The organism is Pseudopedobacter saltans DSM 12145, from assembly GCF_000190735.1.
Lineage (GTDB): Bacteria > Bacteroidota > Bacteroidia > Sphingobacteriales > Sphingobacteriaceae > Pseudopedobacter > Pseudopedobacter saltans.
The window spans coordinates 201,385-214,432 of the sequence record NC_015177.1 but is presented as its reverse complement, the minus strand read 5'-3'; the positions used below and the strand labels follow the sequence as shown (position 1 = coordinate 214,432).

The following is a 13,048-nucleotide window of genomic DNA, read 5'->3' as shown; positions in this document are numbered from 1 at the left end:
ACAGCCCTTCTTTATGACATTCTATTTCTTTTGATTAACCATGCATTCAATGTAGGGTTAAAACCATCTTCCAAATAGGCATCAACCAGATCTACCCTTAACTGGGCGCATTTAATGTCTATATTATTTTTAAAACTGGCCATTTTTTCTCTGTAATCCTTCATATGGTACGCCGGGTTTAACTTTATTTGATCGCCAGTTTCAGAATCTATAAAATGGTAAGGTCGGTTTTCAAAATCGAATTCCAGCTCATGTTTCTTTTCCAAAACATTAAATACAATTATTTCATGCTTATTAAACTTTAAATGCTGGAATGCCGAAAAGACATCAGATAAATCCTCTTCATTGGAAAAATTATCGAATAAATCTGAAAACAAAACAATCATAGAACGTCTGGGTAAACTTTCTGCTATTTTATGCAGACAAACAACAATATTCGTTTTCTTATTTCGCACAGGTTCATTTAAGTATTTCTCCAGCTGATGATATATATATTTTTCGTGAGCAATGGTAGATTTCGCTGGGGTCAATATTTCCACATCTTCAGCGAATACGGTTAGTCCAAAAGCATCCCGCTGCTTTTTCAATAAGTTTATGATTGCTGCAGAGCACAAGGCAGAAAATTGAAATTTATTAAGGGAATGTTCAGGATAAAACATTGATGAAGATGCATCCAGCACTAAATGACATCTTAAATTAGTTTCCTCCTCAAACCTCTTTGTAAACATTCTTTCTGTTTTTGCAAACAGTTTCCAATCAACATTTTTTACCGATTCTCCTTCGTTATACAATCTGTGTTCTGCGAACTCAACGGAAAAACCATGAAAAGGACTTTTGTGCAAACCAGTAATAAAACCTTCGACCACCTGTCTAGCAAGTAGCTCAATGTTTACTCCTTCTTTAAGATCTTCCAAATTAATTTTATTCAGCATATTCACACATCTAGATGTCAATTAATTTAGGTAAAATTCGATAAAAAAAAGGTCATTCCGTAAATTGATAAAAATGTGCAAAAACAAACCTTAAAAAACACCACAAAAAACTCTGTAAATCAACACATTAACCCGGAAAATCACGTAACAAGATATTTATCCACATCTTACCCTAAAATCCGTCTTAAAAGCTTATTTTTGAAGTTATTACTTTATAAATCATGAGTGAAGCAATAGAAAAAAATTCAAATTATTCAGCAGATAACATTCAGGTACTAGAGGGATTAGAGGCTGTAAGAAAACGTCCTGCCATGTATATTGGTGATACTGGCGTTAAAGGATTACACCACTTAGTATATGAAGTGGTAGACAACTCTATCGATGAGGCTTTAGCCGGTTATTGTACAGATATTCTTGTCACTATACATAAAAACAATTCAATTACTGTAGAAGATAACGGCCGCGGTATTCCAACGGGTATAAACAAAAAAGAAAACAAATCCGCCCTTGAGATTGTAATGACCGTACTTCACGCCGGTGGTAAATTCGATAAAGACACGTATAAAGTATCTGGTGGCTTACATGGTGTGGGTGTAAGTTGTGTAAATGCACTTTCTACACACGTAATAACAGTTGTTCATAGGGAAGGAAAAATATTTACTCAGGAATACGAAAGAGGAAAACCTTTATTCGACGTAAAAGTGATTGGCGAAAGTGACCGTACCGGAACCATTCAAACTTTCCAACCAGATCCTGAAATTTTCACGCAAACTACAGAATATAGATTCGACACTTTAGCAGGAAGATTAAGAGAGCTTGCTTTCTTAAATAAAGGAATTCGTTTAGTCCTAACTGACGAAAGAGAAGTTAAAGAAGATGGTTCTTTTCTTTCTGAAGAATTTTATAGCGAAGGTGGTTTACGTGAATTCGTAACTTTCCTGGATTCTACAAGAACACCTTTAATTCCGGATGCTATATATATTGAAGGTGAGAAAAATGGTATACCTGTTGAGCTTGCTTTTACATATAACAATTCTTACAACGAAAATATTCACTCCTATGTGAATAATATCAACACAATAGAAGGAGGTAGCCATGTAGCAGGTTTCAGAAGAGGCCTTACCAGAACATTAAAGTCTTATGCAGAGAAATCTGGCCTCCTAAAAAACCTTAAGGTAGAAATTACCGGGGATGACTTTAGAGAAGGTTTAACAGCAGTTATTTCCGTTAAGGTACAAGAACCTCAATTCGAAGGACAAACCAAAACAAAACTAGGCAATACAGAAGTTACTGGTGCTGTTGATATCGCTGTAGGAGAAGCTTTAGGAAACTTCCTGGAAGAAAACCCAAAGGAAGCCAAACTTATCGTTAACAAGGTTATCTTAGCTGCCACCGCCAGAGCCGCTGCCCGTAAAGCCAGGGAAATGGTACAACGTAAAAACGTTATGGGCGGATCGGGATTACCTGGTAAACTGGCCGATTGCGCGAATAAAGATCCTCATGTTTGCGAACTTTTCCTTGTAGAGGGAGATTCTGCAGGTGGTACTGCTAAACAAGGTCGTAACCGTGACTTTCAGGCGATTTTACCTTTAAAAGGTAAAATACTGAACGTAGAAAAAGCCATGGAACATAAAATCTATGAGAACGACGAGATCAAAAATATATTTACCGCTTTAGGTGTAAGCATTGGTACAGCGGAAGATGAAAAAGAATTGAATCTTGAAAAACTGAGATACCATAAAGTAATCATCATGACGGATGCCGACGTTGACGGTTCTCACATTACTACGTTGATTCTAACTTTCTTCTTCAGATATATGAAACAACTTATCGAAGCGGGAAATATTTATATTGCAGCTCCTCCTTTATACCAGGTTAAAAAAGGAAAAGAGTTCGAATACTGCTGGAATGATGTACAACGTGATGCCGCCGTTCAAAGATTAAAAGGTGGTGGAAAAGAAGATAGTGTACACATACAGCGCTACAAAGGTTTAGGAGAAATGAATGCGGAACAATTATGGGAAACTACATTAAATCCTGAAACCAGAACCCTAAAAAGGGCAACTATCGAAAGTGCTGCCGAGGCAGATAGAATTTTTTCTATGTTAATGGGTGATGAGGTAGCACCCAGAAGAGAGTTTATTGAAAAGAACGCAAGATATGCCAAAATAGACTTGTAATATTTAAAGCAAATACGCAGACAATAAAAAACCGGATTTAGGTCCGGTTTTTTATTGTCTGCGTATTTCACCAATATTTACACCAGCAGATTGCTCGTAGTTTTGCAGTTTATAAAACATTAAATCCGCTATAGCAAAAGCACTTTTTTTTGCCCTATTTGCAATTTCTCCTTCAAAAAGCTCATTGACAGTTTCTACAAACAGGCTTTTCCAACGACTAAAATTCTCTCCTTCCAATTTTCTTTTTTCATTCAGCCTAAAATGTGCATCCATTGGATTACCTACATATCCTTGCTCTCCTAATAAAGTGGAAGCCCAAAATTTATACATAATTGGCATATGCTTTTCCCAGTTTACTTTCGCAACTTCGTTAAATATTGGAGAAAGCATTTCATCTTTATTTACTTTATCATAAAAGTTATCCACTAACAGCTGGATATCCGTCATAGTTTCTATATCCTTTTTCATAAGCTACATATCTCAAAACACATAAACCCTATACAAATAGTTCTCTTCCCTATCATCTTACAAAGATGCTTTTACGAAATATATATTCACATGATCATTATCACATTTCTACTATTTACACAATCTCATAATTAAAGATTTATAATCAATAACCGCTTGATATTCAACTAAAATATCGCCACCCAAAACTCCTATTACAGAAGGCAGATTAAGTTGTTCATAAGCATATTTTATGGTACTTAAATCAAATACTGGCACTTCGTAAGCAGTAATACCTAAATCACCTATTTTAAATTCTGGCAACACAGCAATATATCTTTCCATTGTTGTTGTTCCCAAACCTACCGCATGCTGATCAGGTAAATGTTGTATAGTATCTTCCCCCTCTAGCAAAAGAGTTATCGTATCCTTATCTAAGGAGGTTTTCGAAGCTCCTGTATCTAAAACCAAATTGAAACTTTGTCCGTAAACAAAAACTTCCACCAAAAGGTGGAAGCCATCACCCTGCAAATTAATTAACTGCAGAGGAATAATGAATTCTTCCATTATATAATCTTTTCATCTTTCAAAACCTGATTCATACCTCTAACAGCATCTGCAGATTTTTTGAAAGTTTCCTTTTCCTGTTCGTTAAGTTCGAAGTTAACGATTTTTTCCCAACCATTTTTACCAAGCACAACCGGAACAACCAGAGAAACGTCATTTTGCCCGTATTCTCCATCCAGATACACACCACAGGAAAGCAATCTCTTCTCGTCTCTAACAATGGATTCAACCATCGCGGCAGTTCCTGCACCAGGCGCATACCAGGCCGAAGTTCCAATTAATTTTGTAAGTGTCGCCCCTCCTACCATCGTATCTGCTACTATTTTCTGCTGTTGTTCTTCAGATAGAAAATTGGTTACCGGTATACTGTTCCACGTCGCATGTTTAATCAAAGGTATCATGGTCGTATCACCATGTCCCCCAATTACAACCGCATTTAAATCGGCAGGAGAACAGGCTAATTCCTGACTTAGGTAATATTTAAATCTTGAGGAATCAAGCACACCGCCCATTCCTAAAACTTTATTTTTAGGCAACCCTGATGCTTTCAAAGTCAGATAATTCATGGTATCCATAGGATTTGAAACCACTATAATAATAGTGCAGGGAGAATATTTAAGAATATTTTCAGTAACAGATTTAACAATTCCCGCATTAGTTCCTATTAGCTCTTCTCTGGTCATACCGGGTTTTCTTGGTAAACCTGAAGTAATCACGACAACACTTGAATCAGCCGTAGCTGCATAATCATTAGTAACCCCCTTAATCCTTGTATCAAAACCTAACAGAGCCGCTGTTTGCATCATATCTATAGCCTTCCCCTCCGACAACCCTTCTTTTATATCTAAAAGAATCAGCTCTTCCGAAAGCTTTTTTCTTGCAATGTTATCGGCACAGGTTGCACCTACGGCGCCGGCTCCTACTACAGTAATTTTCATGGTTTTCTATAATTAATGATGAATGAACTTTCCTCGTTAATCGAATCCCAATGCAACAGAAATGCACATATCGAATAGAATTTATTGGAATCCTAAATTATGCTTCACAGCACTCCTTCTATAAAAACCTATTTTACAAGGTATTGTTTGCTCCAATTTAATCCACATCCGAATGTTGATATCATAACTGAAAAATGACACCGATTTTTGATAATTTTGGATGAGATTTCAGAGCATATTCAAATTTATAAAACTAATTTTAAAAATGCTCTTAATGTTACTATTCTGCTAAATTCTTTACTATGTATTTGATATTTGATACCGAGACGACAGGATTACCAAAAAGATGGGATGCGCCAATTACAGATGTAGACAATTGGCCGCGTTGTATTCAAATAGCTTGGCAGTTACATGACGAAATGGGTAATCTGATAGAACATCAGGATTACTTGATTTCTCCAGATGGTTTTGATATTCCATACGACGCAGAAAGAATTCATGGTATTTCCACCGATTTAGCAAGAGAACAAGGTGTTCCACTTTTAGAAATCTTAGATAAATTCAACGAAGCCTTAAGTAAAACTAAATTTGTTGTTGGTCAAAACATTGGTTTCGATATCAATATCATGGGAGCAGAATTCCATAGATATGGAGTCGAATCCGCTTTATCAAAACTTCCTGTTCTTGATACCTGTACAGAAATCACCGCCAACTTATTACAGCTACCTGGCGGTAGAGGCGGAAGATTTAAATTACCCACACTTACTGAATTACATGAATATTTATTCAATGTCCCATTTGCAGAAGCACATAATGCTACTGCCGACGTTGAAGCCACTACTCGTTGTTTCTTAGAGTTAATTAAAAGAGAAGTTTTCACAGTAGAAGAACTCCAGGTTGATACCACTTACTTTTTAAAATTCCAGGAATATAACGCCGGAATCATTCAACCACTGGGTTTACAACACGTAAATCTGAAAGAAGCTTCTGACGCAATCAGAAAAAGGCAAAGCGCACAGGAAACTTCACAAAGTGACGGAAGTACAGTTGCTGTAGATTTAACAGACGTCGATTTTGTTCATCTTCACAACCATACTCAGTTCTCCATTTTACAATCGACAACATCTATTGCTGAGTTGGTAAAAGCAGCTGTAAAAAATAAAATGCAGGCAGTTGCCATTACCGATCATGCGAACATGATGGGAGCTTTCCATTTTGTTAACAACGTTCTAAATCATAATAAATCAGCGCAGGCAAAAAATACCGAAGCTGAAGAAAAAGGAGAAACTCCTACAGAACAGATTATAAAACCAATTCTAGGTTGTGAGTTTTTCGTTTGCGATAATCATAAAGACAAAACTAGAAAAGATAACGGCTATCAAATTGTATTGCTTGCTAAGAACAAAAATGGCTATCATAATTTAGCTAAAATGTCTTCCTTAGCTTATACTGACGGCTTCTATTACGTACCTAGAATAGACAGAGCCATAGTAGAAAAGTACAAAGAAGATATTATAGTACTTTCTGGTAACCTTTATGGAGAAATCCCAAATAAGATATTAAATGTTGGTGAAATTCAGGCGGAAGACGCTTTAATTTGGTGGAAAAACACTTTTAAAGACGATTTTTATATCGAGGTAATGCGCCACGGACAAGAAGATGAAAATCGTGTAAACCAAACCTTAATCAAATTAGCCAGAAAGCATCAGGTAAAACTGATTGCCACCAATAATACTTACTATATCAATAAAAAGGACGCCCATGCACACGATATTTTGCTATGTGTAAAAGATGGCGAGAAGATAAACACTCCCATTGGACGCGGACGCGGCTTTAGATTCGGAATGCCAAACCAGGAATACTATTTCAAGTCTCAGGACGAGATGAAGAAATTGTTCCAGGACTTGCCCGAAGCTATAGTCAATATTCAGGAAATTGTAGATAAAATCGAAATATTCAAACTTCAGCGTGATGTTTTGTTACCTAAGTTTGATATTCCTGAAGAATTTCAGGTTGCAGAAGATGAAATCGATGGTGGTAAAAGAGGAGAAAACAAATATCTTCATCATCTTACTTATGAAGGTGCCAAACGCCGTTATCCGGAAATTACTCAAGAAATTCGCGAGCGTTTAGATTTTGAATTGGCAACTATAGAACGCACCGGATATCCGGGTTATTTCCTTATTGTACAAGACTTTATCAAAGCTGCTCGTGATATGGGAGTTTCCGTAGGCCCGGGCCGTGGTTCAGCTGCCGGGTCTGCTGTAGCTTATTGCCTTGGTATTACTAACCTGGACCCTATAGCTTACGATTTACTTTTCGAGCGTTTCCTGAACCCAGATCGTGTGTCCATGCCCGATATTGATATCGACTTCGACGACGAAGGTCGAGGTGATGTAATGAAATACGTTATTGACAAATACGGAGCCAATCAGGTGGCGCAAATTATCACTTACGGTACCATGGCAGCCAAATCGTCTATTCGTGATACCGCCCGCGTACTGGATTTGCCATTATTCGAGGCGGATAAAATTGCAAAGCTGATTCCCAACTTAAAGTTGAATAAGATTTTCAACATGGACGATCAGGCTTTGCGTAGCGTTCTTCGTTCCGAAGAATTGGAAGGCGTACAGCAATTAAAAGAATTAGCTTCTGGAAGCGATTTAAGTGCCGAAACCATCCAACAGGCTAAAGTATTGGAAGGATCTGTTAGAAACACCGGAATACATGCCTGTGGAGTAATTATTACACCAGACGACATCACGAATTTCGTTCCTGTTTCCATAGCAAAAGATTCCGATTTATATGTTACTCAATTCGATAACTCTGTAGTAGAGAGTGCGGGATTATTAAAAATGGACTTTTTGGGGTTAAAAACGTTAACCCTTATTAAGGATACTGTAAAACTGGTGAAATATAGAACCGGGATTGAACTTGATCCTGATAAATTCCCGATAGACGACGTCAAGACGTACGAGTTATTCCAAAGAGGTGAAACCGTTGGTATATTCCAGTACGAGTCTCCCGGAATGCAAAAATACATGAAGGAACTAAAACCTACAGTCTTCGGAGATTTAATTGCCATGAATGCATTATACCGTCCGGGGCCACTGGAGTATATACCTTCCTTCGTCAGAAGAAAAAATGGTGAAGAACCCATCACCTACGATTTGGATGCCTGCGAAGAGTACCTTAAAGAAACATATGGTATCACGGTGTACCAGGAGCAGGTTATGCTTCTTTCTCAAAAGCTGGCCAACTTTACTAAAGGCGAGGCAGACGTTTTACGTAAAGCCATGGGTAAGAAGCAAAAAGATGTATTGGATAAAATGAAACCAAAATTCATCAAACAAGCTGGTGAAAATGGTCACGACGAAAAAGTACTAGAAAAAATATGGAAAGACTGGGAAGCTTTTGCAAGTTACGCTTTCAACAAATCCCACTCTACCTGCTATGCCTGGGTAGCTTACCAAACGGCTTATTTAAAAGCTCATTATCCGGCGGAATATATGGCGGCAGTACTTTCCAACAACATGAACGATATAAAACAGGTAACCTTCTTTATGGAAGAATGTAAGCGTATGGGATTGGAAGTATTAAGCCCGGATGTTAACGAGTCTTTTTATAAATTCACAGTAAACGATAAGTATGCCATCCGTTTTGGAATGGGAGCAATTAAAGGTGTAGGTGCCGGAGCGGTAGAAACCATTATTGAAAATAGAAAATCAGGACAATACAAATCCATTTTCGATTTGGCTAAACGTATAGATTTAAGAGCAGCAAACAAAAAAGCTTTCGAGAATCTGATTTTAGCCGGAGGTTTCGACTGTTTTGAAGGTACACACAGAGCGCAATATTTCTTCGATGACGGAGATGGCTCAATCTTAATGGAAAAAGCCATTAAGTACGGCGCAAAATATAAAGAGAATGAAAACTCTTCTCAAGCCAGCTTATTTGGTGGTGGAAGTGCTGTTGAAATACCAGAGCCTACACTTCCTGCTTGTGACGAATGGGGAACGATGGAGAAACTCGCGAAAGAAAAAGATGTAGTAGGTATTTACATTTCCGGTCACCCGCTGGATGATTATAAATTTGTTTTAGAAAAATACTGCTCTGCCGGAAATCTGAATATTTTTAATGATATCGATAAAGGCCTCGATTTTCAATTTAAAGTAGGAGGAATTGTGTCCTCCGTAAGACATATGGTTACTAAAGATGGCCGCGGCTGGGCTTTCTTTAAATTGGAAGGATATGATGATGGCTATGAGTTTGCGATCTATCGTGATGATTATTTAAAACACAAACATCACCTTGTTCCTAACAACTATTTACAGATCAAAGGCAATGTATCTTATTACAACAATGCTGATGGTTCTAAGAAACCCCGAATCTCATTTTCTGAATTTACAGACCTAAGGGATGTCCTGGAAAAACAATCGACAAGTCTGGATATCCGATTAAATATCGAACATATATCAGTAGAATTGACCAAAGATCTTGAAAGTATATTTACTAACTATTCTGGAAGTAAAAAACTAAATTTCACGATCCTGGATATGCGTGAACGGGTACTCCTTAATATGAAAAGCAGATCGCAAAAAATTAATATTTGTAACGAGTTATTATCTAAATTAGATAATCTGGAATTAGATTATAAACTCAATTAATACATGCAAGATTATCAGACATCAGAATCGAGATATAAAGAAATGAATTATCGCCGCTGTGGAAACAGCGGCATTAAACTTCCTGAAATTTCTTTAGGACTTTGGCATAATTTCGGAGATGTAGACAACTTTGAGACATCAAATCAGATTATAAGAACTGCTTTCGACAACGGTATTACACATTTCGATCTGGCAAATAATTATGGCCCTCCTCCCGGATCTGCGGAAACCAATTTCGGAAAAATACTTAAGAAAGATTTTTCTTCCTATCGGGATGAAATGATTATTTCCTCAAAAGCGGGTTATACCATGTGGCAGGGACCTTATGGCGATTGGGGCTCAAAAAAATATTTGGTTAGCAGTCTGGATCAAAGCCTAAAAAGGATGCAATTGGAGTATGTAGATATTTTCTATCATCATAGGCCCGACCCTGAAACGCCTTTAGAAGAAACCATGGCCGCATTGGATTTAATCGTTCGCCAGGGAAAGGCTCTTTATGTGGGTTTAAGTAACTACAATACTCCTGAATTTCTAAAAGCAACAGCAATTTTAAAGGAATTGGGCACACCTTGCCTTATCCATCAGCCCAAATATTCGATGTTTGAAAGATGGGTAGAGAAAAGCCTGTTAGATACGCTCGAAAAAGTACAAATCGGCTGTATTCCTTTCTCTCCCTTAGCCCAGGGATTATTAACTAATAAATACTTAAAAGGTATTCCTGAGAATTCTAGACTGGCAAAGGCTCATGGTTTTCTAACCGAAGCTTACGCAACGCCCGACAAAATAGAAAAAGCTAAACAGCTGAGTGAAATAGCTTTACAAAGAAATCAATCTTTAGCCCAAATGGCTATTGCATGGCTATTGAAAGATAAAAGAGTAACGAGCGTTCTAGTTGGCGCAAGTTCTTCAGAGCAGTTGTTAGATTCTTTAAACAGCATTAGAAATACAACATTTAGCGAAGAGGAGCTGATTTCCATAAACAATATTTTAAATAGATAAATACAATTATCTGTAATAGTTTATTTAAAACCACAGCTCACTAATAAATAGAGACCTTCTCAAAGAAAAAAGTCTCTATTTATTGACACAATTATTCATCAGTCTGCGGTAACGAAGGGTGTAACTTTATTCCTAACTGGTTTTATTGTACGTAAATAAGCATAAATCGCTTTTAAATCGCTGTCATTCATCCCACTCATCATGATCCACGGCATAATTGTTTGAAATTCCCCTTTTGATACCGCTCTTGGATTTTCCTTTATTTCACGATAAGCTGCAAAACGATTTACGAATTGCTCTTCCGTCCATAAACCAATACCAGTTTCCGTATCCGGTGTAATGTTCGCCGAAAAATTTGATGTCTTTCCATCAGGATATTTAAACTCATTCCCTCCTGCGAAATCCATACCGGATACCGGCTTTCCTTTCTCCATTTTACTATGACAATCTGAACAAGATGCTGCGTTGACTAAATAACGACCATAAGCAATTTGATCATTAGCAGAAGGCTTCACTATTTTTATATCCATTTTTTGTGGAATCGTATTAATGATAAAATTCATTGGAAAATCCGATTCCGAAGCTTTTATCTCACTTTCCTTAGTCGGTAATGTTCGAATATAAGCTATAATCGAATAAACATCTTCAGGATCCATTTGCATAAAATGCTGATAAGGCATGATTGGGAATAGCGCCCTGTTATCTTTCGTTACACCATTGGTTATTGCCCTGTAAATCTCGCCATCAGTCCAATCTTTTAGACCATGCGGTGTAATATTAGAGGCATAATAAATTCCTGGCAAACCCATATTATGGTCAAAACGATCACCTCCTGCGCCGAAACTATTCATATCTACCGGACCGCTTAATTTAGACCAGTCTCGAACCGAATGGCAATCCATACAAAGGCAAACATGATTAGCCAGATATTTACCACGTTCAAGACGTTCGGCTGTTGATTCTATTTTAAGATCAGCTGCCTGTCCAACGTCGGGCAAACCGAATTTCACATAACCAAGCAATATTATTCCCATAAATACCAAGACAATAACTAGCCATACTGCTATTTTTCCTATTTTTTTCATATTTGGTATTTGGTTTTTTAATTGGTAGTTCTCAAAAACAAAAACATATACAATTCTCATTATCAATCAATTAAAATTAACAAAAAGACATTTCATATACAAAATATCTTTTTGTAATACAGAAGAATATTGACAGTTATCATCTATTTGGGCATACCTACACTAAAAATTTAATGCTTTACAAACAGATAATGGAATACCTGAAAATGAAAATACCCGTACATATGTTACTTTTGTAACATGAACATAGATTTCGACACAATTTTCAAAATCAATTCAGAAGAAGAATTCAACGATATATCGCTTCAGGTTTACCAATTTCAAAAACAAAATATTCCTGTTTATAAAGAATTTATAAAGAATTTAAAAATTGATAAAGTCGACCACTATAGCCAGATACCATTTTTACCAATTGAATTCTTCAAAAGCCATCAAATTATCAATTCGAATGACTCATATGATATTATTTTTAGCAGCTCAGGAACAACAGGATCAAAAACAAGCAAACATTTTGTAAAAGATATAAACTGGTATATAAAAAGTTACCAAAAAGCTTTCACACAATTTTATGGAACCCCTCAGAATCTATGTATTATAGCCCTTCTACCAAGCTATCTGGAAAGAGAAGGTTCCTCACTAATTTACATGGTAGAAGACCTGATTAACCTAAGTGAACATCCAGACAGTGGTTTCCTGCTTTATGAACATGATTTATTATTCAATAAATTGCAAAAACTAAAACAATCCAGACAGAAAACAATATTAATTGGTGTTACCTACGCTTTACTTGATTTTATAGAAAAATATCAAATCGATTTTCCAGAACTTATTGTTATGGAAACAGGTGGCATGAAAGGTAAAAGAAAAGAAATGGTTCGTGAAGAATTACATAAAATTTTATGCAATGGTTTCGGGGTAAAAACTATCCATTCAGAATATGGAATGACAGAGCTTCTGTCTCAAGGATACTCATTTGGTAACGGCATTTTCGAAAGCCCAAAATGGATGAAGATTATTACCCGCGATATTAATGATCCATTGACCATTTTAGAAAATAATAAAACGGGTGGTATTAATGTTATTGATCTGGCCAATATTTACTCCTGTTCCTTTATTGCCACCCAGGATTTAGGAAAAATATTAAGCCCGAATACTTTTGAAATTTTAGGTCGATTCGATAATAGCGATATAAGAGGATGCAACTTGTTGATCAGCTAATGTTAATTAAAAATA

9 protein-coding genes are annotated in these 13,048 nt (G+C 36.6%); 4 read left to right on the top strand and 5 right to left on the bottom strand.

Features of this window, described 5'->3' with window-relative positions:
• Positions 1–11 precede the first annotated feature (11 nt).
• Positions 12–932, bottom strand: a complete 921-nt coding sequence (locus PEDSA_RS00855; protein WP_013631259.1) for a DUF58 domain-containing protein — start codon at positions 930–932, stop codon at positions 12–14.
• Between the two features lie 221 nt (positions 933–1,153).
• On the opposite strand from PEDSA_RS00855, the gene gyrB reads away from it, so the two are divergent.
• Positions 1,154–3,112 carry a DNA topoisomerase (ATP-hydrolyzing) subunit B gene (gene gyrB, locus PEDSA_RS00850; protein WP_013631258.1) on the top strand — a complete coding sequence of 653 codons (1,959 nt, stop codon included), beginning with the start codon at positions 1,154–1,156 and terminating at the stop codon, positions 3,110–3,112.
• Positions 3,113–3,163: 51 nt separating this feature from the next.
• Here gyrB and PEDSA_RS00845 read toward each other — a convergent pair whose 3' ends face one another.
• The 3 genes from PEDSA_RS00845 to mdh all read right to left on the bottom strand — a co-directional run bounded on the left by PEDSA_RS00845 (position 3,164) and on the right by mdh (position 5,064).
• Complete coding sequence (locus PEDSA_RS00845) at positions 3,164–3,580, bottom strand: group III truncated hemoglobin (RefSeq protein ID WP_013631257.1); 417 nt, start codon at positions 3,578–3,580, stop codon at positions 3,164–3,166.
• A gap of 111 nt (positions 3,581–3,691) precedes the next feature.
• Complete coding sequence (locus tag PEDSA_RS00840; protein WP_013631256.1) at positions 3,692–4,126, bottom strand: aspartyl protease family protein; 435 nt, start codon at positions 4,124–4,126, stop codon at positions 3,692–3,694.
• On the bottom strand, positions 4,126–5,064 hold the full coding sequence (mdh, locus tag PEDSA_RS00835) for a malate dehydrogenase (protein ID WP_013631255.1): 939 nt from the start codon (positions 5,062–5,064) through the stop codon (positions 4,126–4,128). Before mdh ends, PEDSA_RS00840 begins: the two co-directional genes overlap by 1 nt.
• Positions 5,065–5,366: 302 nt before the next feature.
• Between mdh and dnaE the strand changes: the two genes are divergently transcribed.
• Positions 5,367–9,731, top strand: a complete 4,365-nt coding sequence (gene dnaE, locus PEDSA_RS00830; protein ID WP_013631254.1) for a DNA polymerase III subunit alpha — start codon at positions 5,367–5,369, stop codon at positions 9,729–9,731.
• 3 nt (positions 9,732–9,734) lie between these two features.
• On the top strand, positions 9,735–10,730 hold the full coding sequence (gene mgrA / locus PEDSA_RS00825) for an L-glyceraldehyde 3-phosphate reductase (protein ID WP_013631253.1): 996 nt from the start codon (positions 9,735–9,737) through the stop codon (positions 10,728–10,730).
• A 98-nt stretch (positions 10,731–10,828) separates the two neighbouring features.
• On the opposite strand, the gene PEDSA_RS00820 is transcribed toward mgrA, so the two are convergent.
• The gene (locus PEDSA_RS00820) at positions 10,829–11,815 is read right to left on the bottom strand and encodes a c-type cytochrome (RefSeq protein WP_041537193.1); all 987 of its coding nucleotides are present in this window, start codon (positions 11,813–11,815) and stop codon (positions 10,829–10,831) included.
• A 240-nt stretch (positions 11,816–12,055) separates the two neighbouring features.
• On the opposite strand from PEDSA_RS00820, the gene PEDSA_RS00815 reads away from it, so the two are divergent.
• The gene (locus PEDSA_RS00815; protein WP_013631251.1) at positions 12,056–13,033 is read left to right on the top strand and encodes a LuxE/PaaK family acyltransferase; all 978 of its coding nucleotides are present in this window, start codon (positions 12,056–12,058) and stop codon (positions 13,031–13,033) included.
• The last annotated feature ends 15 nt before the right edge of the window (positions 13,034–13,048 follow it).

Excerpts from the sequence above, each read along its gene's own strand:
- PEDSA_RS00815 (WP_013631251.1), top strand. The coding sequence starts at position 12,056 with ATGAACATAGATTTCGACACAATTTTCAAAATCAATTCAGAAGAAGAA.
- PEDSA_RS00855 (WP_013631259.1), bottom strand. The coding sequence starts at position 932 with ATGCTGAATAAAATTAATTTGGAAGATCTTAAAGAAGGAGTAAACATT.
- PEDSA_RS00845 (WP_013631257.1), bottom strand. The coding sequence starts at position 3,580 with ATGAAAAAGGATATAGAAACTATGACGGATATCCAGCTGTTAGTGGAT.
- mdh (WP_013631255.1), bottom strand. The coding sequence starts at position 5,064 with ATGAAAATTACTGTAGTAGGAGCCGGCGCCGTAGGTGCAACCTGTGCC.
- dnaE (WP_013631254.1), top strand. The coding sequence starts at position 5,367 with ATGTATTTGATATTTGATACCGAGACGACAGGATTACCAAAAAGATGG.
- gyrB (WP_013631258.1), top strand. The coding sequence starts at position 1,154 with ATGAGTGAAGCAATAGAAAAAAATTCAAATTATTCAGCAGATAACATT.
- PEDSA_RS00820 (WP_041537193.1), bottom strand. The coding sequence starts at position 11,815 with ATGAAAAAAATAGGAAAAATAGCAGTATGGCTAGTTATTGTCTTGGTA.
- mgrA (WP_013631253.1), top strand. The coding sequence starts at position 9,735 with ATGCAAGATTATCAGACATCAGAATCGAGATATAAAGAAATGAATTAT.
- PEDSA_RS00840 (WP_013631256.1), bottom strand. The coding sequence starts at position 4,126 with ATGGAAGAATTCATTATTCCTCTGCAGTTAATTAATTTGCAGGGTGAT.